This is a genomic window from Yersinia massiliensis CCUG 53443 (assembly GCF_000312485.1).
Lineage (GTDB): Bacteria > Pseudomonadota > Gammaproteobacteria > Enterobacterales > Enterobacteriaceae > Yersinia > Yersinia massiliensis.
In genome coordinates this window covers 22,222-48,466 of sequence record NZ_HE997643.1, presented here as the reverse complement: position 1 = coordinate 48,466, position 26,245 = coordinate 22,222, and the positions used below count along the sequence as shown (strand labels likewise).

Sequence of the window (26,245 nt, the reverse complement as noted above, 5' to 3'; positions counted from 1 at the left end):
TTGCACTTGCGCCATCAGCATCAACAACTGCCGTCATTTTTTGGTCAATAGCGGCGGTTTGGTCTTCAAAGGTCGCTGTAACAAGTAATTGATATTCTGCAAATGCTCTGGCCGCATCAGCCTGAGTCGTCCATAGCTCAACAATTCCCGCTTTATTCTCCCCATACTGCGCCCACTGCTGTCGAATACTGGCGTTATTAGCGTTTGCTGTTTCAAGAATAGCCTCAGCATTCATGAAGTCGTCGTTAAGTAGTTGCTGCCCTGCAACGGTGTTTGTAATGAACTCATCGCCCACAAACTCAAGGATCGAACTTGTGTCTGTACTGGACATGCCACGAACCCAATCTATCCAGGGCGACTGATTACCGGATTTATCCACGATCCGCGCGCGGAACCAGAACACTTGGCCCGCCCTTAACCCCTGCATGGTGTAGTTCCGTTGCGGATGCGGTACATCACTCAATAATAAGGGATCAGTGCCATCAGCAGACAGGCTATATTCAATCTCTGTTTTTAACGAATCTTCGGCCCCTTCTGGATAACCCCAGCTCAGAGTAATACCAAAGAGAATGCCGGTAGCCGCAAAGCCGACAGGCATAGGAGGGTTGCCCTCTTTGCCGTTTAATGTGGTTTCCTGCGCATTCGCCCAAATACTGGATATCTCTGAGGGGTTAATGGCACGAACACGAGCCTGATATTGTCCCGCATAAATCCCCTCAACTTGGAATCCTTGTGCCGATGTCCGTGGTGCTGATATCCAATTTCCGTTATCGCGCCGCCACTCTGCCTCGTATGCTATCGCGCTGGCTGCTGGTTCCCACGTAACACGCAAGGTAGTTACTGCGAGTCCTTGTGAGAGCGCGGAGAAACTATCGATGACCACATTCGTTGGTGGAGGTTGAACACCCGGCGGAATGACGCTGATAGGCCGTTCATCAATGCGAGCACCCGTATCAATTCGCTCATATTTGTCAGGATCATGCTGCACAGCAGAAATTGAGTAAGTGTTATCGTCATTATCAGAAATACCAGTAACCCGATATTGCTGAATGGCTAAATCATCCGCATCGATAGACCAGCCGCCCTCGGCCTCAGGTATTTCACTGTAAGCCGTAGTAACCGTGATTACTCTCCCGTTGACTGCCTGCACCGTCCTGCCCTGCGCTACACCGCTCGGTAAATTAACCAGTAGCCGGTCGCCAGCTTTTACATCAGCCACGCGATCAAGCGTGATATTGCGGCCCGATGCTGAGCTAATGCGCCCGCCCATCTTCCGACCAGATAACATCTCATCTGCAACGCCAATGATATGACCGGGTAACGGAATGGCCCCGTCTAATCCAACATTGAAATTAACGGTTCGGTCTTTGCTGTTCGTCAGTAGCGCCCAGCGTCCACGCCTATTCGCCTCAGTTTGCCGGATACAGCCGATAGCTGTCATATCAAGCTGATTGACACCGTAGCGACGAACCAAGTCGTTATCTGATACTGCCTCGATTGCATCCTGAAAGTTGTTCGCGGGGTCGCTCCAGCTAACCATTGCAGTTGTGTAACGCTTTTTCTCAGAACCACCACCATAGGTGAACTGTCCGTCAATCACACTGGCTCGTGTGAATATATAGTCCACATCGCGTGGCATATCTGCCAAAGCGCAAAGCTGATTATTTCCCCAGTAAGTCATGCCACGGAAAATGGCAGCCAAATCACGGAGTACTGTAAAAGCCTCAGCCTGAGACTGAATATACACGTCACAAGTAAAACGAGGCTCAGTACCACTTCCACCCCGCCCGTCTGGAACAAGCTGATCGCAATATTGACCGATTCGATACAGTTCCCATCTGTCTAATTGGCTCGCCTCAATTCGATGACCAAGTCCAAAACGTTCAGTTAATACGATGTCGTAAAATACCCAGGCCGGGTTGTTGGTGTAAGCCCATTTAAATGAACCATCCCATACTCCTGAATAAGTGCGCGTTTCCGGGTTATATGTCGTTGGGACACGAATGATCCGACCTTTTGGCTCACACGAAATAACCGGGATATTCTGAAATTGAGTCGCGTCAAATTCGATATAGAGAAGTGCCGTGTTTGGATAACGTAACTTTGCATCAATGACTTCAGAGATAGCCTCAATATTCATCTTATCGGCAATACGGCCAGAGTTAGCATTGGCGGTAATACGGCGAGAGCGGATCTGCCAGCCGGTCGTGGCTTTAGGCAAATTAATGCGATGAGAGCGCTCATACAACGTTGTTGTTTTCCCATCTATAGCTGTATTGAGTAGCGTCGAGTAAGCCCCGCCATCGGTCGATACATCAATTGCATATTCAATACGATAACCACCAACATCACCGTTATCCGCCTGGCGTTGCAATGAGGGCCATCCAAGGCGAATACGCGTAGCAGATAACTGGGTATTTGTGACGGAGCGAACCCACGGCGTATCTGATTTAAGCTCAGTGTTAACCGTTATCTCATTCTCAACATTTGGCATGCCTTGGATGTAGTCTTGAGCCTGAGTGCCGGGACGATATTCCCACGTTACACCGGTGAAGTTACTGGTGCCGTCAGAGTTCTTAATCGGAGTTCCATCAAGATAAATATTGGTTCCATCCAAGCCCCCTGCAAACTCCCCCTCACCGAGGGCAATTAATAACTTTGCTCTTGCGGTCGATTGAATGCTATCCGGTGATTCAACTGGTGTTGTGGCATTACTGCTCCCACCTTTACGGCCTTTAATCGGTTTACGTGCCATATTTCACCCATAAAAAAGCCCACTAGATGTGGGCATTGGCGTATTTATTGATCAACTCAATGGCGATTATCGGCTGATCTTCTATTGTGTAAGGTCAGCCCACTTTAGCCTTGCGCGGCTTGAGTGTTATCTATCGGAGGAATGGCTGATTAACTCTGAGATAAGGAAATGACATGTCTGATTCAATTAATTCAGAAAAAGTTGAGATATCGGAATTGCTTAAATTAGTTAGCGATCTAAGACGTGAGGTCAATGTTCTAAATGTAGCCTTTTCATATCTACCATTGTCTCTGCCGGATGATGCATTACGGGTGACTATTGAGGCTTTACGATATGAATCAAATAATATTAAATGGACAGTAGAGCAAAGAGCTGCATTTGAAAACCTTGTCACTCAGATGGATGAGCGGACAAAGGGGCAAATAACGATCCCGTAATCTTTTCACTATATAACTCACCACTACAGCTCACCGATTGCTTAATTTCGATGAGCTGTTTTTTCAGCTCTGACACCTGCAGTTCCAACTCAGAGACTCTTTCGCTTGTGTTATCTCCATCATTTGCGCGTACCATGCCGCTGAATGATATTTCTGATTTACTTTCCATAACTCACTCCTGCCTTTCGGCTTTAATTAAAATAACCACTCTTACATTTGATCTTCAGCGAAAATACCCGCAGAGATAACAGCCCCGCCAATTCGACGCTTGCCGTACAATACGCCCACCGGATTGCCCTGAGCCGTAGAGTTAACCGGGCCACCAAACGCATAGCTCGGCTTATTGTCCGGTGATTGCCTCATGGCTAACCCACTCTGCTGAGGTGATAGCATTTGGATTACGCCGCCTAGGGCCATGGATGCGCCCATCATTGCTGTAAAACCGGTAACCCCACCCGCACTGAACACACCTAAAGCTCCAACGCCAGCGGGGGCAAAAGCCATAGCTGCACCAATCAAAGCAATACCTAATATTGTTTGAAATAATCCGCCGCGCTTGCTGCCGATAATTACAGGCACAATACGAATCTCTTGGCCGCCGCTGGCTAGTTCTAATTCATCTTTACCAATATTGCGCTTACCTTTGAAAATGGCGAAAGTTAATCCTCTCTGCTTTGCAGTAGCTAAATATTGCTCAAATCCGGGTATCGTCACACAAAGCGCTTTAAACACTTCACCTGAACTGCTTACTAATCGCTGATGGTTGCGCCCAAACATCGCAGCAAGGGAACCACTTAACTTAATTGGCGTCATTACTTCTTCTGAAAACACGGTCATTAACTATCTCCAGATAATAAAAAACCCGCACTTGGCGGGTCTGGTTAATTCGTTTGATGGACTATATACAATTATTAATATCTTCCACTGTTTCGTTTATTCTTACCTTTGGCCTAATAGTGCTACCTGTTCCAGCACCATAATAAATAATATGCGTTTTAGCGCCGGTATTTGTTATATCTATAAATTCGATATTAGCTGCGATCGGCGATAGTGACACACCATGCTCAATAGGCTTAGATACAGTATTAATCCTTACACCATTAAACGTTCTCTCATCTAGCCGAGGAATGAGGCAGGTTGTTATATCAGTGACAGACTTACTGCTTTCAAACTTTGCTGTCGGTTGACTCTTTATCTCGCTTGGCGACATGCCGCACCCAGCCAAAACCAGAACTGCCAAAGATAAGATTAGTTTTTTCATTCAATTCTCACTTGTTTATCCAATATTTACATCTATCCTCAAACTCGTCCCTGATACTGCGTGGTAACTGGTTCTTTATTTTTTCTAAATCGTCAGCATAGCGAGTTTGAAGATTCATAGGGTGTACGCCTGGATTTACTCGTTTTAGTTTATTAACCATTTCCATAACTGCGTGGTCATTGACGTCAAATCCCTCTTTTCTCCTAATAAAGAATGACTCGAACGATAAGTGAGATGGATTGAATCCATATTCAATATTTGACGATATTGCTTCCGCTTCTGGTTTAACATCACTCCCGCAGTGTTTGCATTTAATGGCTTCAGGTTTGATTAGTTCAGCGCAAAAAGGACACTTTCTCATTCCGTTGTCTATTTGTTTCTTTTCTATTGTCTTATTGTCAGCGCTCATAACTATTGAGTGAACCAGTGCCACAATAAACAGTAAAGCCCCGTATAGCCACCATATGCCAAATGATCGGCCCTTACTATTTGCTATAATAGCTGGTATTAAACCAAGAAAAATCGCCGCTATGATAATTTCCAATCGTTCACCCTCCATGAGTAACAGTTCGTTACATCATATCAGGGGATCGCTGCAAAACAACGCAAAAACCCACAGTTAAGTGGGTTGGGCTTTGGTCGTAATACTTAACTAATTAAGCTACATCAGCACCGTGGATCAGGTGGCGCAGAGCTTCTACCCCGTTAGCGTTGTATCGGAACGCCTCAACTTGCTTGCTGCTATACGCAGACTTATCCATTACATAAATACCGTACTGGTCAGTCTTGAGGTTATTGGCGTTAGATATACGGCCGATTTTTTGAGCAGAAATACCAAGCATCTCGCCAACCTGACCGGCGGTGTAGAAATGTTCTTCCAGCTTTGGCAAAGGGATGGCTTCAAAACCAGCAACTGGGTTAATAATGTTGGCCGCAGCGCATTGTTTAGACAGCTCACTAAGGTTTGGCATCATGTCGAAAAGCTGATGAACTGCTTCAACTGACATTTTCAGCGTTCTCGCCCTGCGATACTCAGGCAGCCCTGATGAACTTTTTGCAGGAAGCGCCTTGCCAGTTTCCAGTTCACGCCAGCGTTTTGATACTTTGTGGCGGAGTGGAATGCTGTAGCCGGTGATCAGTGTCATGGTTAAATCTTCATCGAGAAGATATTCCTGATATACGCGCCCTTTTGCATCCGTGTAATCGGCGGAAAAGTCCGCCGATTGAATATTAAGCGCTTCGAACATTTTGCGGCAGTCGTGCAGCACATCTTTATGTTGCTTACCAGTAAGAGTCGCAATCTCTCGGCTAGACATTTTCGTGACATCAGATCTACCATTTGCTAAAGTTAATGCAGACATAAAACCTCACACGGTTTAGTTTATTGAGCCGCCAGCGCTAACTGGCGGTTTTTTATTGCCTGTGTTCCGGCAAAGTTAGTGGCATCCAACGGCTCTTTCTACAGCCCGAACCTTGTGACGCAACATTTGAACATGGTGTTGTAAAGAGAGTAGGTGAAACAATGCGGCGTCGACTTCATATCCAGCCTTCTTCATATCATCAAGTAGCCGTCCGCATGGGTTAGGGTAATCAGCATCGGGAGTGAGCATATTAGCCGGATACTCCCATGGTGAACTTAGTGCGCGCTCACCTATAATCCACCGGTAACTATCGAACCATGACATTGGGTAGGATATTTTCGGTGCTGGTAGTGCTTCCTGCTTGCCGATGAATTCACCCTCAATAGGAACTCGCGCTGCCAGTGAGAGAGCTTCCGTGAACTGGTCTTCATTAATTTCTTTGTAACTGCAACCAAAGTGAGTTTTCAATGCTGACCACATAGTGATCATGGCTTTGGCTTGGTTCTCTTTTGGCAAAGCCTTGCCGCGATTCATTACCAACTGTTTAATCGCTTCCTGCTGTTCGATGGTGATTTTACCGGGCAATGCTTTCTTGGTGGACTTACGTGGACTTTCATAGCTTCCTGTTTTACGAATCGCGGGAAGAACTTCGGCAGTGACCCACTTGCCTACTCGGTGAGGTATGGTTCCCGGCTTTACAGCATCACGGCAGCGGAGTATCAGTGTATACATTCCTGACTCGCTTACTATATTGGCCTCTTCATTACCACGACTTAAGCCCTGAATTGAAGTTAGGGCTTTCTCATCATCATCTAAATTCATGATGGCTTTGGTTGGGTTCGATAATTCGAGCACTCGGCATAAATCAGCAGCAACGAACCATGGCTCATTATGGATACTTAGCACCCGAACAGCGTGAGCATCAAAATGGAACTGTGATATTGCGGAAGTTTGCGTGTTATTTGCGTTTGACTTTGCTAAACTATTCATTGTTAGTTCCTTGGTAGATACTGACAAATTAGAAACCCCTGCGGCTGCAACCAATGGGGTTTCGTCGTTTTACTGGATAACAAAATCACCTTTCTTCTCCATCTCAATCACCCTATCCATCAGGTAGTCCATCATACCCTGTACTGAGCGATAGGTTTTTTCTGCGTTTTTCTCCAAAAAATCCCGCGCCTCTGGTCTAGGTCGATAAGAGATCTGCTTGCTGTTAGCTTTTGAATCAGCCATTATTCACCTCATGTGTTTTATAGACTCAATGGTTCATACTGCATGAGCAAGTATGCACCAGATCTTTTTATAGAGTCAATGAATTTTAAAGGTGCATATATGAGTTTTGATGATTCTTTCTATAAGCGCGTCGCAATAGCGCGCACCTCACTTGGTCTAACGCAATCCGAATTAGCTCGCAGAGTTGGAATTGTACCTAGGCAGATCGCTGCCTATGAGGGGGGAGAAGCAAAGCCTAGGTTAAAAGTGCTTCAAAACCTTGCTGCCGCCTTGGGGACTACAACAGATTGGTTGACAATGGGAAAAGGCAACGGGCCAGATGTGAGTAACGTTAAGCGCACTGTAACAGTTCGTGAAATTCCTGTGCTTACTCATGTACAATCAAGGTTCGAAACATTGGATGAGCTACTAAAAACAGCAGCAGTAAAGGACTTCATACCTGCCCCACCAGAGGCCAATGAAAACTGTTTTGCTGTTGAAATTCAAGGTAATTCTATGTCCTCAGGCGAGGGGATTAGCTTTCCTCATGGCTCAATTGTCACTTTTGACTCGTCAATTGAAGCTGTTTCAGGCGACTTTGCTTTGTGTGTTCTGAACGATGAAACTGAAGCGACATTTAAACAATTTATACTAGATCAAGGCCGAGTGTATTTAAAATCCCTAAATCCTGAATTCCCCATGATCCCAGCTGAATTTTTGAAAGTTATCGGTGTCGCAATACATTCTCAATTTCGCATCAACAGAAGAAAACTCATCTCTCCCATGCCCCATAGCGAAGTTGAAAAACTAGTTGAAGAAGCCCATAAGGTCAGCCAAGACTTTTGGAGTAATTCTAAATTCGACGAAAACACACACCTCGATGAGCGGCTAAAACGCCTTGATGAAATTGCCGAGCGACTTGAAAAGCTTGCTGACTACAACTTGAAAGATGGTAAATACAACCATTAAAAAGATAAAAACCAGCATATCAAATAAATAACCCACCGGCGCACGGACGCGCCAGAAAGCAAAAAGGCCCACCGGAGTGAGCCTTTGAGTATATCTATCACTTTTTATTGTGGCAGTGATAATCACCGGTTTTACTATTCGTGTGGCAACCATCTGCATTAGTACCACCAGAGTGTGCGAAAGCACTTCCTGTGGCTGTTGTCATTAAGGCCAGAGCTATACAAGCAAAAATAAACTTCTTCATTAACGATTCCTTGTTTCATTGCCCAATTAAATAGATTAATTTTTGTGCGCTCTTAAACTACCACATAACAACAAGATGGCTTGTGATGAAAGTCACTTAGCGTTGGGGAGCTAGAATGCAAAAACCCGCCGGAGCGGGTTTGAGCTGAGAAGTTACACAAAATCATTTGCGATTATTTGGTGACATTATTGATTCTGCAGCCTGCTTTGAAGCTGTCTGTCTAGCAGTAAATCTTTTCACTATATCTGGACCAATTAGGCTAAACACAACGGTGACTAACTGCCAAAGAGTCAGGGATACCAAGAGCCCATAAGATATCCCCCTAAAAGCAACTTTATGAAGAATAATCCAATCAAACTGTTTAAGTAATGGCGCCACAATCCCAATTAATAAAACTGTTGCTAAAATAGCCGTAGAATGAACTATTGGCGTGAAGAGTCTTTGAATGCCTCCTCCATTGCCGTCTGATACTCCTCCCCTAAACGATTTTTTTAACCTTTCAGGGTAAATTATTGCAAACCAAGCGCCTACTACAGCAAAAATAATAGAAGCCGTGGTTCTTAATGCTTCGAATAACGGCCACTGCACTGCAAAAGAGATATGGCGCCCCAAAAATCCTGCGGAAAAAACGATGCATGCAGCAAAAAAGATAAGCGCCAATTTAAATCTCATAGCAATCCCGCACCACCAATTATAAGGTTTTTCTTACGAATCAACTCATCAAGCAAGGACTGAGACTGAACGAATTCGTCATTCTCCCTTATTAAATCCAATTCAAATTGAGTTCTCGCTAAAGAGTTGCTCAGCCAAAATATCTTGTTCGGATCTCCTTCGAAAACAAAGCCATAATCGTTCACTTCCGACTCATCCGCATCCCAATCATCAATCATGTCATTAATATCTTTAAGATTTACATCTGGAGATATTGTATACCTTACTTTAGTAGAAATTCCGGCACCTTCTTGCTGCCCAAGGCTCACCCAATCCAGCATTTTTTGCCACAATCCAAGATCCTCTGGCTGTGCTAAATCTAGCTCTAGCACTCGCTCAATCTTTTTAACATTATTCGCCCGCTGTCTGATTTCATCATGTTTACCTGGATTCTTAACAAGGTGTGTCGAAAATCTTGGATAATAATGCTTACGGTCCTCGTTATCATCATCAGGATTAAGCATATAACCTGTAATTTTAACTTCATGAGACCCATCATCAAGCTCAACTAATTCTGACCGAACATGCTTAGAAGATTGCTTCAAGAAACATTGTAAATATTGCTGCAATGAGCTTTGTGCCGTTAATTTGTTGTGCAGCCTAACGGTTGCCATCAATCCAGAGTTTGGCATGAACCAGAAGTAAGTTGCATATCCCGGTATGCTCCCGTCCTGAATAGGGTTCATAATCACTTCCGGATCTTCACCAAACCGAGCATTCTCACTCAAAGAAGGCATTCGTTGACCGTTACTAGGCACTTCATTCCACAATAGTAGAACCCAGTCATCTGCATTATTTTTTGTATCTACTAAATATGAAGGGTATCTATCCTCGTTTGCTTCGAATGTTTTTGTCTGTTTCAACGTCTTTGGAGCAGCCCAGTTTTTAAGTTCAGTTAACATTTCGCTGGTGTTACTGAATGCAGGATCTGCAGACCCTGTTCTATAAAAACCTGCTTTCGAAATACGATAAAAAGTAAATGTAGCCTGCTCTACTGCCATAAACCTCTACCTTGAGTAATTAGGAAAAGGTTTAATTTAATATTATTTTTACTTATCAGTTAGCTGATCATTTAAACAGCCTTAAATGACTGTATAAATACACAGTATCAATTATAGAGAATACTAACAACAAGATTTTTCCTATCATCGTTATCAAGTTACCAATCTTACTACCTTCACTGTCCTTTCCTGCCAATAGCCTCCATAAGGCACCCTCTGGCTAAGCTGTCCGTATAAATGGTGCAGCATCATCCCATCGCCCAGCAAAATCCCCGCATGATTCGCAACAGGTGCTGAAACTTGCATGATGATCAGGTCGCCCGGTTGTGCTGGGCCACTGAACTCACGGAAACCGCACTCATGCCAGTTATCCATATAGAAGTTTTCCGTGCCAGACTCCCACCAGTGCCGGTCAACACGATAGTCGTTCAACTCAATGCCATGCGTTTGCTTGAAGTAAGACATTATCAAGCCCCAGCAATCGGTATGGCCTAATACGAACTGCCGGCCGATTAGCGGGAGGTCGCCGCGCGGCTGGATAGTCCGTAAATCCCCTTCAGGCCAACTCACAATGTGCCAAGGTAACTCGTTATTATCGCATTGGGCCATGTCCAGTTCGGATGGTTGAGTAGTGGCGTCAGGGTGGCTATGAACAATCGACGTGATGGTTCCCCAATCTTCTGCCGCCACATAGTCAGCGGGATCGAGGTGAAACTGTTCAGTCGGGTTTGTAGCCAAGTTATTGCACGGGAAATATTTTTCCACTCGCGACTTCTGCGCCACCACTCCACAACACTCTTTGGGGTATTCAGCCTCGGCATGGGCCAATATCGCTTTAAGCGTTTTATCTCTCATCTCTACCTCTTGATCAGGGCCGCGCCGGGGAACCCACCAAACGACAGCGGGTTGTCGGCACCAAATCGCTTTTTGCAATCGACCAATAGCCCTGAACATTTATCTTTGCTCGGGTCATCTGTCGGATTGCCTTTCACATCGAAATAAAGCGTTCCGGCATAATCGCAGCCATTACCTGAGCGATAATCACCGCGCATACACCAGGTGCAGAGTGAGTGGATTTGTCGGGTGGGGATAAGCAGTCCCTGCAAATCCGCAGGGCTGGAAAGAGCGAATTCAACAGTTTCATTGGTTTCTGTCGATTTACTGTCGATATAGTAAACCTGTACTTTCTCCTGCTCCGGGTCAGCCTCAGAATTGCCATCAGGGAAATTCACCGCATCCAGATAATGTTTGAATGTGTCGTGAACAATAACTTTAGCCTGCACCATGTCGTCAAATGCAAGGCACAGCGCGGTGATGCTCCCATCAAGATTCGCTACCGATAACTTTGGCTGTGCACTCTGCCCATCACTGGACATCTCAATGCCTTCAACCTGTACCGGCCATGCTGAATACTCTTCTCCCTGCCACCAGATAGATTTAGCTGGTAGTTTGGTTTCGTCGCCACCGGCCGCCGCAATATCTTCTGGGGTATGGGGTAATGTATCGGCATGGAAACGCAACAATGGCCCATCAAACTTAGAACCATCAACTTCATACAGGCGAACGCGGTTACCCGGCTCCAGTCGTTGCAAGTCAGTATTAATTGCCATATTGGGTTACTCGATATTAAGGCTTGAAAGATTGCTCGAAAGTGAAAGAGACAGACATAACATTACCGCCTACCGGTACGGCCTTGATGGAGTCAGCAGTGACGCGCCACAGGCCAATAACGCCATAAGGTGCAGTCCACTGGCAGGACTTGGTAGTATGCCTGCGAACAAACGCCAGGATTGGCATCATATCTTTTTCCAAACCCTGAAAAGTCAACGGCCATGACTGGGTTTCAGGGTTTATTCCATCACCAGCGACTTGCTTGTAGCCATCGCCGAACTGAGCAGTCCTGACTCGCTGGTTAAAGCTACCTTCAGGAACACCCTGCGTTCGCCAAAGAAATGTTTCAATTGCCATTGTTACCGTCCCGTTTTGTTAGCGACAAAATTGGTGATGCGTCCACTTTGCCCCATAGCGCGATCAAGCTGCTGCGTAACAATAGCTATGACTTCATTTCTCGCAGCCTTGCTAACCAACTCTCCATTATTTGCGCCGCTATCCTGCTGTTGGTTTCCCTGGGTGGTTATTGTCATGCCACTCAAATCGACTGATATGGCCGTCCCTCCGCCCTGCATGCCAAGCATTGGCGCGGTGGCAGTTACCGCATTACTGACCAGCCCACCATCGGCATAGCCCCGCATCATCTGGTAGAGATTATCGATACCAATTCTGTTGGTGGCTTCTTTGGTAAAGACAAACTCCCCGCCATGAACCACGCCTTTCGGTTCGAATTTACCGCCGTCACCTGTGTAGCCACCACGGTCATATTGCGGAATGTACCCACCATCATAGGCAAATGTGAGGTTGTTATACGCCCCACCGGAGAATGAACTATTGGCCGCTGCGCCAGTTCCAGCCGATGCCCCGCCACTCATCCACCCCATAGCAGCCTGAATGGCTTGGGCAATCAGTAACCGGTTAATGATATCGACAATGCTGGTCAGGAAGTTGGTAGCAAACTGCTTAACGTTAGCTGAGCCGGTTGTCATCATCTGGGTCGCCATGGATGTCATGCTACCCATTGTGGTTTGGGCCAGTTGAGCGGTAGCAGAGAAAACGTTATTGGCGGTTTCACCGTACTGTTCTAGCCCCTGAGTCATACCCGCTAACCAGTCACCTTCGTTCAAATCCTCCTGTTCAAATCCAGCATGCAACTCAGCTTTTGCCTTGCTGTACTCTGCTGTGATTTTCGCCAGTTGTTCAGCATCATTTATGCCCTTGGTATCCTTACGGAAAGTGTTATCAAGCTGAGCTTCCTGATCTACCCTTCCTGCCTGCTTAGAAGTCAGACCAAAGCGATCTTGGTTCTGCTTATTCTTTGCTGCAATGGAAGCTGTATACTCTTCCATCTTTTTCAGGGCTTCAGTGGCCTTCTTGCGCTCAACGTTTTCGCGTGAAAGTTGGGCTTCAAGCTGCATACTGGCAGTGATTTCACCAGAACGGGCCAGAAGTGATTTTTGGTCAGCAGTGAGGATGGTTTTGCTTTTCAGGTCAGCAATTTGCTGGGTGAATTTAGCTAGCTGCTTTTCCTGATCCGTCATGGTTAATGTGACGGTTGCCTGTTCACGCAAAGCGGCAACACGCGCCTGACTATCCAGTAATGCTTTAGTGGCCGCATCATCTTGGTAGGCTTTGGTTTTTGGTGTTTTGGGATCTTTGTTCTGTTTTTCAATCCCAGCGCGAGCTTTGGCAATTTCAGCTTCAGTGAATAACGCTACTGTTGCGTCTTCTGCATGAGCTTTCTTATTCGCTTCTATCCAGCGATTTAATTCCTTTTCCCCTTTTTCCCTTTTTTCTGCCGAGGTCAGCCCCTGCTGTATAAGCTTATTAACCTCTTGCTGCGCCTTTATCGCTTCTTGGTTTATTTGGGATATGTTGGTCTGCTTTTTCTCAACTGCATCCAGTGATGCCAGCTCTGCTTTCCACTGAGATAACGTTTCATTGGATACTGTAGGTGAGCCACCATTGGCACGGCGTGGATCATTTTCAGCAAAGCCTATTTTGGCAACAAGCTTAGCTCTTGCCTCAGCCTCGGATGGGTCGCGACCAAGTCCCCAGATCCCATCCCACATTTTTGATGCGCTTTTACCTATCTCATCAAAAAATGATGGCAAAGTACCCATAGAGTTCTTTATCTCTGCGGCCCTTTGCGCCATTGCCCCGCTAAGAGCTTCAGTAGCAGCCGTCACTGCTTGCGCTGTGTTTCCCTCCTCAGCAAGAGCGGCAATATGCTGATATTGCGCTGCGGTCAGATAATGAAGCTTCTCAGTCAGTGCGACTGAACCACCAACTGGGTCATCAGATAAACGAGCAAACTGCCCTACCAAATCGTCAATTGATTGCCCGGAGTATCGGCTGAATTCTACAATCGACTTCCCTGCGTCTTGGAGGTTTACCGATGTCTTGACACCGGCCGCCGTAAGCTTCGTTAAAGCCTCCGCTGTATCACTATAAACACTGCCAGACTGACTGATGTTATAAGCCATGTCCTTCAGTTGACTGGCGGTTACACCTGAATATCCCCCAGTAGTAATAATCGCCTTATTGAAGGCACTATTTTGCTTCTCCGCTTGAAAGTATGCATACCCCATAGCTGCAACGGCAGCCGTTGCCCCACCTAACAGAATAGTGGTTGGAGTGATCAGGGATGCCATAGCTTTAAGCGCATTACCAATACCGCCAAAACTATCTTTAATCTGACCGCCCTGCTGAATGGCGATCATGTACAACGGCATACCACCGGCGATTGAGGTGGCGATATCGGTAAATTGCATGGGCAATTGGCGCATAGCCATACGATACTGACCAGCAGAGACAGTACCTTTCTTCCATGCATCCTCTTGTTCTTTCAGCTTTGCGATAAATGGCGCGGCTTGCTCTGTAACCCCCATTTGCGCAGCTTTATATGCCTGAACCTCTGAAGCCGTTTTCCCTTGAAGTTCAGTTTGCTCACGTAAGCGAGTGATGAAGTTTTCTTTTGCTGTTGTGGCTGCACGGTCTGCTGCTGCCTGCTCTGCTGCTGCCCTTCCTGCCTTAGTACTCGCTTCCGCTGCTGCGGTTAGCTCCTGTCGCGCGCGCCCTATCGCCACCGCAGATTCTCGGTAGGTTCTGTCGTCAACAATCCCCTGAGAGCGGAATTTTGATAACTGCAACTGCATATCATCAAGTTTGTTCAGTGCGTTATTGACGGGATTAATTTTCGCCAATAAGTCCTGAAGTGCTTGCTGTTGCTGCTTCAGGCTCTCGTTGTTTTGCTTTTGACTCTGCGCCCCAGCCTTGAAGGCATCATTCAAGCCATCTGCTTGTTTGGTGGCCTTCTCCGCTGTTTGCCCGAAGTGATCTAACGCTTTATCGCCCTGCTCTAAGCTGGACGTGTCAGCGCGTAGTGATATTGTTGCGATATCTGCCATTTACTTGCTCCGCTTGTGAATAACGGACAGCGCAACGCTCTCCATATGCCTTATGTCATCAAATACGGTTGCTTTACTCTCTACACCTACCCAATCCATGACTTGCGATAAACAGCCATAGTCCAACCCAGTAGGCCCAGACATTCCGGTGCGCCACTGAGTGGACATTGCTCTAATCACATTGAAAGCAGGCCAGACATCCGGCCATATCTCGATAATTACATCGTCGAAATCATCAGGGGTGAGTCCATTACCTGCTAGTTCTTCGCGGGTGGGTTCAGGGGTGTAGAAAGCAGTGGCAACCGAGGTTAGTTTTTTTCGCGATTCCCGAGCAGTTCGTGATAAAAAGCACTGATGACATTCTCGATAGCTTTCGGGTAGTTATTCGCGAGCACTTCAAGATTTTCACGATTGAATGGCTCAGGAAGCGCCCAGCCTTCGATTATCTTTTCTGCGAAATCTAACCCTGTTTGCCCTTCTGCTTTCTCGATGTCCGATACTTTATTCAGTGGCAAATGCTTAAAGGTAAACGTTAACTCGCCGTCATCTAGGCCAGCGCGAGGGATTTTCACATCAGCTTTAAATGTCGGCGACGGTACGAGGGTGAATTTTACTGCCATGGCTCATGTTCCTTATGCGGTTACGGTGACGGCGCAAGTAGCGGTCTTCGCGCCATCTGCTGTTGTGTAAATGATATTGGCAGTACCAGTAGCAACGCCGGTGACAACACCAGTCACTGGATCAACCGTGGCTTTGGCTGGTGCTGATGATGACCATGTGCCGGATTTGTTAGTTGCGTTTGATGGTGCGATGGTTGCCGTCAAGGTTTCAGTGGCAGCCACAGCAAGAGAAGTGGTGGTCTTGTTTAAAGTGACACCAGTCACCGCTACGGTAGCGCCAGATTTATAGAAGGTCATCGCTTGAGATTGCAGGTTAAACACCACAGCTACCGTTTCAATGGCATTAATCGCCGTAATTGGGATGTCGTTAAATGACACCTTCACCGTTGAGTAGCGATTCTCTTTGGCTTTCGGCACATACATGTAGGTTGCCAAAGTTTGCTCTGTTTCATCGGCGGCACGTAATACCGGATAGATAGGCTGAGTGGAATCATGCGCCAACGTCAAGGTTTGAGATTGGGCCGCTTTAAACGTGTTCAGGTTGCGCTGGCGGGTATCACTCAGGAACTGAATTTGAATCATCTGCTGATCACCGCCGCTGTTCGTTACCTCGGTGATTTGCGGAATTTCAATCCAACTCGCGACTTTCTTAACTGTTCCTACACCACCACCGACCGCAAAGCGGTCTGTATTGGATGTATCAATAGAGCCAAGCGTTAACGTGGTGGAGGTTGATGCTGTCACTTTGGCAGCGAGGTCATTCAAAGCACCCCAGCCAGACGTAAGTTGCACAATATCGCCTTCAGCGATGCCATGCCCCGTTGCTACCGTCAGAACTGCGTCAACAGCATTAGAAACAGCCGTTACTGCTAACTCGGTTTCATATGTTTTAGCCAGGTAGATACCCGCGCCATTTGGTAGAGCAAAGCCCATGGTAATTCTCCGATTTTGGATATAAAAAAACCGGCATAGGCCGGTAGATGTGGGACTTATTGAGGTTTAAATGATGTCAGCGCGATAGCTCATGCTGATTGGCGTTGTGTATGTGGTGTCGTTAGTAATGCCGGGAAACTGGCTGGGGACACTGTTAATATAGCAGGCCACCACCCCATCCGTCAGCTCAGTATTGAGGTTAAACAATTCTATTAACTCAGCAGCAATGGAATGAGATTTTGATTTTCCGCTACCTGCTTTGGCGTTGATATTAATCTGATACACGCCTTTAAATACGCGTGATACCTGAGCCAGATCGATAGTGTCTGTCGTGGCTGGCATGACATGCGATTGCAGATACATATCACCAGTATCATCAAAACTAACGTTCTCGGCAGCCAGTGGAATGCCTTTAACCGCAGCCCATTCGCCAAGCCGTTTCTCAAGCAAAGCAGTGATTCGTTGAGTACTCACTTATTTACCTCATTAGCTGCTTCGGTAAAGTACTTAACAGCGTCCTCGGCGGTTATACGGACCATCCCATTCGGGGCTTGTGATGAATGACCAAATTCAAGCCGGTAAGCGTAAGGGACGTTGTTGGTGAAGTAGATAGCCTTGGTCCCGACCTTGAACTGCTCAAGCATATAATTGCCCACAGCCAGTGTCATATTGCCACTTTTATCAATGCGCCCTGTTTCGCCGTCCGGTTGAATATCTAAGCCAACCTGCCAGTTACCACGGAAGCGGCCACCGGTATAACCAGCAGGCGCTTTGATTTCCATGCCGTCCGTCACCCTAGTCCGTTTTTTCAGTCGTCCTGTTTTGGTGAGTTTGGCTAAGTCTTTCTTCATCTCTTCGTTATGTTCGAAAACTGCATCATTGTATGAAACGGCAGTATTATTGATTGCCCACAACTCAGGATTTCCAACCGGCGACATCGTGATCAACCGATTAAGAATTTTGATACCCGCTTTTTGAACTACCAATTCCTGATTACGCTTACCCTTTTCAATAAACGCATTAATTGAAGCCATGAAACTGGAGTTTTCAGCCATATCACGCCCTCAGTTGTGGTTTATAACAAATCAACAATGCAGCGGGTTTTACTGGATTAGGTTTAATGACTCGGTGTTTTTTGCCATCAACCATAATCAGATCGCCGATGCGAATTTCAATATCAGCAGTTGCCGACATTTTCACATCACCGTTTTGGATTAATGTGCCGTCAATCTCGCTGGGAGAGTAACTGGAAATGACGCCAATAATCGTATGAGCTTCGAGTGGGATATCAACCTCGATACCACCGATGAACTCTACACCGCCGCCGCGCGTGAGCTGGTAGGCAATGCCATTCTCAGTGAGTAATCGTGTTGCTGTCGCTCGCATCCGTGGGTAATTGATTGCCATATCATTCCCTTACCCGCATTGAAATCACATCCCCACCGGAGTAGAGATCTATTTCTTTCGCGAACTCGACCGCGTCATGTGCTGACTTACCCAACTTCATTGCAGACAATGCGAAGTTGCGCCCAGTCCCACCCGCCCACGGAATAACCACAAACATAGGAACAAGCCGTTCATCGTATTCAATAGGATTGCCAGTATCGGGTATGAAAATGGCATCAAAACTCTCTAGATTCGGTTTTTTATCATCAGGACTGCCATCGTTAATCCATTTTATAGCTAGAGATGCATCAACAAGACCACCAGCAACAGCCAGCACACCGCCTTTTACTTGGTGAATTTTATCAGTGTAGCCGTAAACGTAGCCACCCTCAGAGATGAGAGAATCAGCAGCCACATGAAAGCCATCAAAAGCAATAGTCGTCATCTTATCCCCTCACCATGCGAACTTGGTTTGTGCTGGTTATCATTCCGCGCAACAACCCGTTTAACCAAGTAAAGCTCGGGGATGAACCGCTGGAACCTTCTGCATATGAAACGCTAACCGCGCCAACTACTGTCTCTTGAGTCACTTCACCGCCACCGGCAAATGCTGGAGATAGGTCTATTTCCTGCGCTTCAACTGCCAGCCTGCATTGCGCCTGTATAACCTGCTTTGGAATGACGTCTTTAGGCAGCAGGTAACCATCGACCACAATCCCAATGCGCGGCCAGAACAAAGGTTGTTCAGCTACCACCCGGCTCCCTTTCCATATAAGACCTGCAAGGTAGTCCATTCCCTGTAACAGTAATTGTTCACAGGATTCGTCATCCACCGGTACGTCATATCCGCGAGACGCGGCCAAAGCTCTCAAGTCATCGACACTTGCGTAACTATTGAAGCTAGGAAAATCAGGGTTAGTAACCAACATAAGCCGCCCTTACTCGCTAATACGCCATTCGTCCAGCAACCATAACTCTACTGATTCAGGGTGAACATCTGCTTCAGTTGGCCCACCAGGCAGCATTGGTGATTCACGATTCATACGAATAAATGTGATGGGTTCAACAGGTTCAACAGGTTCAACAGGTTCAACAGGTTCAACAGGTTCAACAGGAAGATTAGTTGCCGCAGGGTCTGCCACGTTAGCAATCAGTTTCTTTGCTTCACGCTGCTCTTTCGTCAATCCGGCCATTTATTACTCCAAATAAGAAAGGGGCCGAAGCCCCTTGATAATTAGCCCAAAATGATAGTGCTATGCTCAGGCTTAACCGACGCGACGCCCCATGCCAAACCAACCTCATAACGCACCTGACGGTACTGACGATAAAGTGCGATCTGGAATGTAATGCCAGACACAGGGTCGGTAACATTCATCACGTCATCAGCGGTATCGCCTCCATCAGGCATTGCCGGAGTACGGGAGGCAAGCAGGAAAGCATTGCGGTCAAATGCCATGTTAGCGGTGTAATTACCCCCTACAGTCACGGCCGCATTATCTGCCAGCGCTTTCATCAAGCCAGGTGCAGCAATGGTGATAACTGATGAAGTGGCTGCGGCCACTACGTATTTGTGGTCATCGCCATCAAAAGTGACCACATCCCCCACTTTCACCGTACCAGTGCCAGTATCAACGGAGATCAGACGATCACCGACTGCATGACCACCAACCTTATTGACTAAGAAGCCTGCGCCACTACCTGCTGTAACTCGCTTAACACCGGCTGAGTTATGCAGATTGAACCCTTCAATTCGACCGATGATACCTTCACGCAGAAGCTCTTCAGTACCGGCTTCATTCACTTTAAACAGAACTGATTGTTTACCGCGAATGTTAGAGATAGCGGCTGAACCAAGTACCATTTGTAGGTCAGTTGTAGGCGCACCGTTATCTTCCAATACGCGACGAGAATCCGCGAAGTCTGACAAATCAGCAGCGATACCAAACGGTGTAGTACCCGCAGTACCGACAGCGCGAGACGAACCGTAATACAGTGCGCCAAGGTCAGCATCGACCTCATTCGCAAGAGCTCGGAACGCTTGTTTGAACTGATCGGCAAGAATGGTGTTGTATGTCCCTGCCGGTCCAATAGCGAGTTGCTCTTCGCCGTTCCATTGGACCGGTGCCATTTTGGATTTAGTGATCACAACATCCACATTACCAATCTCTTGCCCTGCGTCACCTGACGCAGTCGGGCCAGGGACAATATCAACCGTCTTGGCCGCTGGAGCGACTGGCGCTGATACTGTCTGTCCTTTTGCTGCTGAATCTGCCTTAGTATTTCGAGCTACTGCGGGGATAAAGCCCGTTTGCTCACGCGAAACGATATCCAACGCGGTGTAAATTGTTGGGATGAGGCCCGTTAGGGTATTTGTTGCTGCCATTTTATAGCTCCAATTAGTCTACGATCGCCACGCCGTCTTTGAGTGCGGCGCGTTGTTCTGCCATACCCATCGAATCAAACGCGGTGCGTTTCAGTGTTTTTTGTCCGTGCTGATGCTGCGTCTGCTGTTGTGAGCCGCCACCATTGTTGCCGGATGCCTTGAGGATGTGATCTTTCTGCGGGTACTGTTCGACCAAAAACTCCAGCGCCTCATCGAAGTCAGCAAGTTCACCAGGCTTAGTGCGAGAGAACACCTTATTGCCTGATGGGTCATAAGCCACAACCTTGCCATCTTCAATCTTGAATGACTGACCAAAGCGCGCCTGAACAAAGTCTGCTGGAATAGCGACTTTATCTTTGATGAATGTGGAACTACCGAAACGCCCACCAATCATCTCTTTATAAAGCTGATCCTCCAGAGTCTTATTCTTGCCGTTTGCGTCATCCAGTTGGGTTTGGAATGCCTTGGTAATTTCCGCTTTAACCTGATCTACCGCTCCCGCATCAATCAGTTTCTTCTGGTCGATTTTGGTTAAGGTTTGCAGGGCTTCAATCGCCTTAGCCGGGTCGTCGATGCCAGAGAATTTACCGAGTTGGGCTTCCGCCGCTTCCTTCGCTTCTCGATGAGTTTTAGCCTCGCCGTTTAGCGCAGTGATTTTGCTCAGTGCAGCAGAAGCATCGAATGGAATTTCTTTGCCGTCGTCATGGACATAAACCGGCATTCCGTTCTCAACAACTACTTTTCCATCTGCATCTAATTTCAATTTCATGGTTAATCTCCAAGCCTTCCGGCCATTTTAAAAAGGTCATCCGACCCGCTCGCCGTATTGCATCCGCTAACGACAGGTAATAAAAAACCCCGCTCGGTGGCGGGGTTGAATCAATTGGTGATTATTTGGCTAAATGTGTTATTTCATATTGGTCAGAACGGTAAAAACAGAAGGTTGCTGATAATATGATTTAGAACTACACGTTTAGTACTCTGATAAGCCACTATAAGAAATAAGCGAAATCTCTGTTTCTCCGTTTGAAAACTCAGTAATCGCAAACTTAATCTTATTTTGGTTTCGTATTGTGTCTTCCAACTCCTCTCGCTGTAGATGCCCATAGCCGTACTTCTCAAGAATACGCATCAGTCCGGGTATATCAGTCTCTATTCCGGTTTTCCCATTTTCAGCACTCTGGTTATAGAGTACATTTTCTATAACTTTGGCAATGTCCATGTATCATCTCATTCGCATAAATAAAGCATAATACTTCCATGTTTGAACCTTATTCGCTAGTGCCAGCAAGAAGATAATACCCAGTGTTCACAGTTCAATTTGTTGTAATTGCTTTAGCTTCAACCACTCGCCTGTATCACTAAAGAATTCATCTGTACGCATGCCACCGTCTCTCATCAGTCTGGCGCGAGTCTCTCCCAGCACCTGAACTTGTCGGCGGTAAGATTGCCGTTGCAACCACTCGCCGTATGTCGTTCCCGCTGGTACTTGCCCATCCATGCTGGCTCGAGTACCTTCGTCCATTTCGTCGATATCTATCCCCAACTCACGCCATGACTTAGTGATTAAAGTCTCCATCGAACGGCAGCAGAAATGAATGCGTCCCGGTCCTTGAAGATATGGAACCTTGTGCCCGATGGGTTTACCTTCCAGCGTGTATTTGAGGCGATCGCGGATAATGCAGTCGTGAGAGGTTTTATTGTCCAATGTACTGAGCCATTGTTTGGCATCGATAATATTGCTGTTGTTATCAGCAAACTTATCCCGCGCGACAGCAGCCAAGTGAGTGACAGCCGTTTTCACCACAGCAGTAACATTCTTCCGTCCCGCCTCTATTGCACCATCTTGATAGTTTCTTGCTTTAGTGCCACGAACCTTTCTCGCTATCTGCTCAACGGTATCACCAGCCAGGTAACCGTTTTTAACAGCATTGATAATACGGGTCATCCGGTCAGCTTCGATATTTTCCGCCCAGTCTCGCAATAATCGCCCTTGGAACGGCTGAGCCATTGCCGCGGCGTAAACCTGCTCTTGGGTGATTGCTACTAACGGGAATCGGTTTAAAACTGCCCCCGGCAATAGCGAGTCAAACAAACTCAACTGATAACCGGCCTCATGCTTGGCAAAGTCCAATAGTTCATCGGACAAAGAGACATACATCGCATTAATAGCTTGTTTATTCACTAGGCGCACACTCGCCAGCAAACTCTCCAAGCGCTTCACAGTGACACTGTTTGGATTAACCCCATCAAGAGCCACAATTAATCGAGTAGATAGCTCTACGTCGCTCTCGTTGAGCACCTTAACCATTTCACGGGCAACACCAGAACCATAACGAGATTGAAACAGGCTATGTGCTATTGTTTCATCACGTAGCCTTTCGTTAATCGTTGCCATTTAGCCACCTGCGATGGTTGGGCCCAAGTTGTTAAGCTCGTCCAATACTTCATCCGGCTTAGCGTCGGGATCGATAATCTTAAGAACTTGCAGGGCTCGAACCGCATCGATAGGTCGAATATCCCCACCTTGACGCAATGCCTGTATAGCTAACGCAGAGGTCGAATTAAACGCCTGCTCTGCCGTCTCCAGTTCAGTGCGAATATCAACACTGCCACCGTCATTCTCACCCGACCACTCCGCCATGATCTGCAGAATATTATCCAGTGCATCTTCAAGAGAGTTGGACATGGTATAGAGCGGCGATTGCTCTTGCATGCGCTCCTCAGTGACTTGATCCACCGCTTTCGTTGAAGTGTTCTCTGCGCGGAGCATCTTTGCCCCAGCTTGTCGCATTTGCTCAACTAAATCATTCAGTGAATCCTTCCCTGACTTGATAGCAGAACCAGTATGTTCTACATACTCAAGGCCTTGCTTTGAGCGGTCAGAGAATCTGGTGGCAGTTGATGCGCCAATCGTTAATTCTTGCCCATCTTCCAATCCAAATACCGTCAGCAACGGCACTCTGGCAACGTGAAGAATGTTGTCTTGCTCGCTTTGACTCTGCCAATGTTTGATATTCAGCAGTGCCAAGCTAATAAGTGGTGGTGTTGCACACATAAAACCAGTGCGTTTGGTGTAAAGAGTAACCAAGGTAATATCATTACGTGATGTTTCCCATGCATCATGAATAACCCACACATCACCACCATCTGCACTCTTGCCAGTTGACTTACGATGTAACTCAACAGCACCAGGAGTAAGCTTGCGAATTTGCTCAATCTTGTGCTGTGCGTAATTTTCAGCATCTTCGACAACAATTTCTTTTATCCGCAACTCAGTGAGCCTGACTTTCCCATCTTTAGTTTCTGACTTCCAGCCGATAACCTGACGCGGGTTAATTAAGACAACATAAGGACGTGCGCCAGTCGCTTTCTCTTCAGCTTTTGTTTTGATATCACCTACGCGGGGATAATCCACCAGAGCATGAGCAAGTCCATATTGCAGGGCGAGGCTGAAGTATTCCTGCGACCACACATCCAAGCGATTTCCTTCCAAGTCAAAATTCTTGGTGTAATCAATAATTACATCAGGCGTAGCCTCGCTAAGTTGTGTTGGCTCAGAAAATACCCGCCCAACGTTATTCTTAATCGTTTCTTCATAAGCTGGTAGCAATGTAGCTACGGATAGCCGCTGCTTGTAGCTATCACCATCTTCATTGGGCCATCTGGGTAAATGCTGCTCTCCGAGCTGGCGCATATAAAGCGTACCGCCCATCAGAGCGTCATTAATGTCCCACGCCTCGGTCATGTTCCCATAATCGAGATTGGGTGTTGAAATATCTGGCATGGGTTACATCCGTAGTTGAGTGACTTTGCCGGTTGGCTTGTAATGGACATGCAATACGCGATAGCGAGTGCCATCCCAGTCATGGTCTTCTTGAGTGGTATCTACGTCATCAGGGTTTTTATCATCACGGACAAGCGACGGTATGCGGCTTATCCAACCACGACAATAGTTGAAAACATAGAATGCAGGTTTCTCCGGCATCCCTGATTCAGCGGCTTTGCCTTCAACAACAGCCTCAAGCATGTCCGCGAATAGAGACGCACCGTTAATGCGGGACCCAGGTTTTTTATTCGCTGGAAGCCATTTAACACCCTGAGCTTCCATTTTTTGCGCGATTGATAACTCACTGTCTCCAGTATTGAAAATGGACCCATCAGCAGGGCCCGGAATAACCTTTTTGCAAATACCAGGCATGATATGCATCTGGCCTTGCCCTTTAGTTTCCTCAGGCTCAGCAATATCCTCACCAACAAGACGCTTATCCAACCATGCAACGCCTTTGGCAACGTTAGTTGATGACATGTTCAAGCCTTTATTCAGCTCATCAGTCGGGCAGCCATACCACTCGCCAATAAGAATCAGCGAACCGGCTGGCGGGCAGAACTTGGTGCCATCCGGTAGCGATGCCTCTGTACCATCGGCTTGAGCCCACCAAAGATTAGAAAATGGCTTCGACTCGCCCCAGTCGTGAGATCGGTCAACAGTCCAACTATCTGGTATGCGGAATGGCTTTATAACGTGAATGCTCTCATTCCACAGATGGTCAAACCGCCCGCCGCTGGTCACATCCCATGAGCCTTCGACCCAAGCTTTGCGTTTGTTGGGGTCTTTGATGTTCATCAGTGAGGCAATATAAACGGGGTCGAGATACGGGTTTTCTTTGAACGAGCCATGAATAGCCACCCTCGTAAGGGTTATTTCCTCATCCTGCTGAGTCTGCGGATTTGGCACCATCTGAGTATCACGGATTATCGTTCCGCGCGGCGCTGGCTCAATGAAGCGTTTCTTCACCCATGTATGGCCTATGCCAAACGGGTTGGTAGTATTGAATGTCTCAAGCGGGATGTTTGGCAGTAACGAGCCATCAGGTAGCGGGTAATCTTGTGGCCTGAACGATGACCGCCGACAGGAGAACATCGACTCATAGAAGTCTGCGTTAGGCTGCTTTGTCAGCTCATTAAAGCCGATAAACGGGAACTCTTGACCGTGATAGTCCCAATAATCGTTCTCTTCTTTACCAAACCTGAAAAGTAACTCTTCACCGGTGGGCCAGACCCAACGCAATTCCGATGCGGAGGCAAGAAAACGAGCGCCATCACCAAACAGGCGATACATGCGCTTTGACTGAGTAATAATATCGGCAAGGTTTTTATATTCTGTATCGAAGATGACACCGCGCCAGAACGTGCCGTAACCCAGTCCAACCTTTCGCCGAAAGCGAGCCAACTGAGCGGCTGTTTTACCCGGTCCTCGGGTTCCTTCGAAAAGGATTTCATCACACGGACAACTCAACGAAAGCGACTGAGAACCAGGTAACGGCTTCCAAACTACGTTGTAGCTCATTTGCCTAATACCTCGCTTTGCTGTTGCTGTGCGGCTGCCTCCCATTCGTCAGCGCTGTTACAGGTCGGGACTGGCATAATGTTGTGAGTTATAGATCCGGATTGCTCAATTTGTTCTTTGAATGCCATCACTGAGATGTGCTTACCGAGCAGTTCAAGGTTCTTCACCTTGTCCGGCCATTTGATCTTCTTGAGGATGCCGGCCAACTCTCGAGTGCCGCCCTCACCTGAGTTTTCGAACATCTCGGCGACGTCAAACCCTGAAATATAGCGCCGCCATGTAGGAGGCCATTCACTAACAGGTTTAAGAGAGAGGTCATCCTTCACGATATCAAGGACATCCATTTGGTCGATTTCAACCAAGCGTCTCAAAACATAAGCCGCGTCAATGTTAACCTGCTCATTGCGTTGTAATTTAAGTTCGGCGATTCTGTTCTGGACGTCTGGTTTTGTGAGGTTCTCACTACCAATCTTCCGGGCGGTATTTTCGCTGTACCCCGCCCGAATTGCCGCTTGCGTGGCGTTCAAATCGATGAGGTACTCGCGACAGAACATTTCTTGCTTGTCGGTGAGTGCCATATATACCTAGCTATAGGGAGATG

General features: G+C 47.0%; 30 protein-coding genes and 2 pseudogenes. 2 read left to right on the top strand and 30 right to left on the bottom strand.

From position 1 onward, the window contains the following. Window positions 1-2,755 (bottom strand): host specificity protein J (locus BN68_RS00355; RefSeq protein ID WP_019209167.1); only part of this gene is annotated, 2,755 nt, incomplete at its 3' end. Window positions 2,756-2,928: 173 nt separating this feature from the next. Here BN68_RS00355 and BN68_RS23800 point away from each other — a divergent pair. After that, entirely contained in the window at window positions 2,929-3,192 is a 264-nt protein-coding gene (locus BN68_RS23800) for a hypothetical protein (protein ID WP_145579336.1), read from the top strand. A gap of 210 nt (window positions 3,193-3,402) precedes the next feature. Here the strand turns inward: BN68_RS23800 and BN68_RS00345 are convergent, their stop codons facing one another. The 6 genes and pseudogenes from BN68_RS00345 to BN68_RS23795 all read right to left on the bottom strand — a co-directional run bounded on the left by BN68_RS00345 (window position 3,403) and on the right by BN68_RS23795 (window position 7,047). Next, the gene (locus BN68_RS00345; protein WP_019209165.1) at window positions 3,403-4,029 is read right to left on the bottom strand and encodes a tail assembly protein; all 627 of its coding nucleotides are present in this window, start codon (window positions 4,027-4,029) and stop codon (window positions 3,403-3,405) included. A 61-nt stretch (window positions 4,030-4,090) separates the two neighbouring features. Next, entirely contained in the window at window positions 4,091-4,453 is a 363-nt protein-coding gene (locus BN68_RS00340) for a hypothetical protein (protein WP_019209164.1), read from the bottom strand. A 7-nt stretch (window positions 4,454-4,460) separates the two neighbouring features. Next, window positions 4,461-5,012: a zinc ribbon domain-containing protein gene (locus BN68_RS00335; RefSeq protein WP_019209163.1), complete on the bottom strand. Its 552-nt coding sequence runs from the start codon at window positions 5,010-5,012 to the stop codon at window positions 4,461-4,463. Between the two features lie 97 nt (window positions 5,013-5,109). Then, entirely contained in the window at window positions 5,110-5,814 is a 705-nt protein-coding gene (locus BN68_RS00330; protein WP_019209162.1) for a Rha family transcriptional regulator, read from the bottom strand. 336 nt (window positions 5,815-6,150) lie between these two features. Then, window positions 6,151-6,804 (bottom strand): annotated as a pseudogene (locus BN68_RS00325) (BRO-N domain-containing protein); the annotation flags it as partial. 69 nt (window positions 6,805-6,873) lie between these two features. Then, window positions 6,874-7,047 carry a hypothetical protein gene (locus BN68_RS23795; protein WP_019209160.1) on the bottom strand — a complete coding sequence of 58 codons (174 nt, stop codon included), beginning with the start codon at window positions 7,045-7,047 and terminating at the stop codon, window positions 6,874-6,876. Window positions 7,048-7,089: 42 nt separating this feature from the next. Here BN68_RS23795 and BN68_RS00320 point away from each other — a divergent pair, with 42 nt between their 5' ends. Beyond that, complete coding sequence (locus BN68_RS00320) at window positions 7,090-7,995, top strand: LexA family protein (protein ID WP_019209159.1); 906 nt, start codon at window positions 7,090-7,092, stop codon at window positions 7,993-7,995. Between the two features lie 97 nt (window positions 7,996-8,092). Here the strand turns inward: BN68_RS00320 and BN68_RS23790 are convergent, their stop codons facing one another. The 23 genes and pseudogenes from BN68_RS23790 to BN68_RS00210 form a co-directional block, all read right to left on the bottom strand. Beyond that, on the bottom strand, window positions 8,093-8,239 hold the full coding sequence (locus BN68_RS23790; RefSeq protein WP_019209158.1) for a YHYH domain-containing protein: 147 nt from the start codon (window positions 8,237-8,239) through the stop codon (window positions 8,093-8,095). 162 nt (window positions 8,240-8,401) lie between these two features. Next, entirely contained in the window at window positions 8,402-8,911 is a 510-nt protein-coding gene (locus BN68_RS00315) for a hypothetical protein (protein WP_019209157.1), read from the bottom strand. Beyond that, window positions 8,908-9,951, bottom strand: coding sequence for a hypothetical protein (locus tag BN68_RS00310; RefSeq protein ID WP_019209156.1), 1,044 nt, complete (start codon window positions 9,949-9,951; stop codon window positions 8,908-8,910). Before BN68_RS00310 ends, BN68_RS00315 begins: the two co-directional genes overlap by 4 nt. A gap of 153 nt (window positions 9,952-10,104) precedes the next feature. Further along, window positions 10,105-10,806: a C40 family peptidase gene (locus BN68_RS00305; RefSeq protein ID WP_019209155.1), complete on the bottom strand. Its 702-nt coding sequence runs from the start codon at window positions 10,804-10,806 to the stop codon at window positions 10,105-10,107. 2 nt (window positions 10,807-10,808) lie between these two features. Beyond that, entirely contained in the window at window positions 10,809-11,561 is a 753-nt protein-coding gene (locus BN68_RS00300; RefSeq protein ID WP_019209154.1) for a phage minor tail protein L, read from the bottom strand. A 16-nt stretch (window positions 11,562-11,577) separates the two neighbouring features. After that, window positions 11,578-11,919, bottom strand: a complete 342-nt coding sequence (locus BN68_RS00295; RefSeq protein WP_019209153.1) for a phage tail protein — start codon at window positions 11,917-11,919, stop codon at window positions 11,578-11,580. Window positions 11,920-11,921: 2 nt separating this feature from the next. Further along, window positions 11,922-14,972 carry a phage tail tape measure protein gene (locus tag BN68_RS00290; protein WP_019209152.1) on the bottom strand — a complete coding sequence of 1,017 codons (3,051 nt, stop codon included), beginning with the start codon at window positions 14,970-14,972 and terminating at the stop codon, window positions 11,922-11,924. After that, window positions 14,973-15,209: pseudogene (locus tag BN68_RS23060) on the bottom strand (DUF1799 domain-containing protein); the annotation flags it as partial. It lies immediately after the preceding gene. Between the two features lie 71 nt (window positions 15,210-15,280). Next, the gene (locus BN68_RS00280; protein WP_019209151.1) at window positions 15,281-15,592 is read right to left on the bottom strand and encodes a phage tail assembly chaperone; all 312 of its coding nucleotides are present in this window, start codon (window positions 15,590-15,592) and stop codon (window positions 15,281-15,283) included. Window positions 15,593-15,604: 12 nt separating this feature from the next. Next, window positions 15,605-16,525 (bottom strand): phage tail tube protein, encoded by a 921-nt coding sequence (locus tag BN68_RS00275; protein ID WP_042806344.1) that lies wholly within the window; start codon window positions 16,523-16,525, stop codon window positions 15,605-15,607. 66 nt (window positions 16,526-16,591) lie between these two features. Next, window positions 16,592-16,999, bottom strand: coding sequence for a DUF4128 domain-containing protein (locus tag BN68_RS00270; RefSeq protein ID WP_019209150.1), 408 nt, complete (start codon window positions 16,997-16,999; stop codon window positions 16,592-16,594). After that, window positions 16,996-17,580 (bottom strand): hypothetical protein, encoded by a 585-nt coding sequence (locus BN68_RS00265; protein WP_019209149.1) that lies wholly within the window; start codon window positions 17,578-17,580, stop codon window positions 16,996-16,998. Before BN68_RS00265 ends, BN68_RS00270 begins: the two co-directional genes overlap by 4 nt. A 1-nt stretch (window position 17,581) precedes the next feature. Next, window positions 17,582-17,932 carry a hypothetical protein gene (locus tag BN68_RS00260; RefSeq protein WP_019209148.1) on the bottom strand — a complete coding sequence of 117 codons (351 nt, stop codon included), beginning with the start codon at window positions 17,930-17,932 and terminating at the stop codon, window positions 17,582-17,584. Window position 17,933: 1 nt separating this feature from the next. Beyond that, complete coding sequence (locus tag BN68_RS00255; RefSeq protein WP_019209147.1) at window positions 17,934-18,356, bottom strand: hypothetical protein; 423 nt, start codon at window positions 18,354-18,356, stop codon at window positions 17,934-17,936. A gap of 1 nt (window position 18,357) precedes the next feature. After that, window positions 18,358-18,840 carry a DnaT-like ssDNA-binding protein gene (locus BN68_RS00250; protein WP_019209146.1) on the bottom strand — a complete coding sequence of 161 codons (483 nt, stop codon included), beginning with the start codon at window positions 18,838-18,840 and terminating at the stop codon, window positions 18,358-18,360. A 9-nt stretch (window positions 18,841-18,849) separates the two neighbouring features. Further along, window positions 18,850-19,104 (bottom strand): hypothetical protein, encoded by a 255-nt coding sequence (locus BN68_RS00245; RefSeq protein ID WP_019209145.1) that lies wholly within the window; start codon window positions 19,102-19,104, stop codon window positions 18,850-18,852. Window positions 19,105-19,145: 41 nt separating this feature from the next. After that, window positions 19,146-20,294: a P22 phage major capsid protein family protein gene (locus tag BN68_RS00240; RefSeq protein ID WP_019209144.1), complete on the bottom strand. Its 1,149-nt coding sequence runs from the start codon at window positions 20,292-20,294 to the stop codon at window positions 19,146-19,148. 13 nt (window positions 20,295-20,307) lie between these two features. Next, window positions 20,308-21,063: a DUF6651 domain-containing protein gene (locus BN68_RS00235; RefSeq protein WP_019209143.1), complete on the bottom strand. Its 756-nt coding sequence runs from the start codon at window positions 21,061-21,063 to the stop codon at window positions 20,308-20,310. Between the two features lie 204 nt (window positions 21,064-21,267). Then, the gene (locus tag BN68_RS00230) at window positions 21,268-21,516 is read right to left on the bottom strand and encodes a hypothetical protein (RefSeq protein ID WP_019209142.1); all 249 of its coding nucleotides are present in this window, start codon (window positions 21,514-21,516) and stop codon (window positions 21,268-21,270) included. 87 nt (window positions 21,517-21,603) lie between these two features. Continuing rightward, the gene (locus BN68_RS00225) at window positions 21,604-22,692 is read right to left on the bottom strand and encodes a hypothetical protein (RefSeq protein WP_019209141.1); all 1,089 of its coding nucleotides are present in this window, start codon (window positions 22,690-22,692) and stop codon (window positions 21,604-21,606) included. Further along, window positions 22,693-24,081 (bottom strand): DUF4055 domain-containing protein, encoded by a 1,389-nt coding sequence (locus tag BN68_RS00220; protein WP_019209140.1) that lies wholly within the window; start codon window positions 24,079-24,081, stop codon window positions 22,693-22,695. A 3-nt stretch (window positions 24,082-24,084) separates the two neighbouring features. Continuing rightward, window positions 24,085-25,644, bottom strand: coding sequence for a terminase (locus BN68_RS00215; protein ID WP_019209139.1), 1,560 nt, complete (start codon window positions 25,642-25,644; stop codon window positions 24,085-24,087). Beyond that, on the bottom strand, window positions 25,641-26,222 hold the full coding sequence (locus tag BN68_RS00210) for a terminase small subunit (protein WP_019209138.1): 582 nt from the start codon (window positions 26,220-26,222) through the stop codon (window positions 25,641-25,643). Before BN68_RS00210 ends, BN68_RS00215 begins: the two co-directional genes overlap by 4 nt. Between the last annotated feature and the right edge of the window lie 23 nt (window positions 26,223-26,245).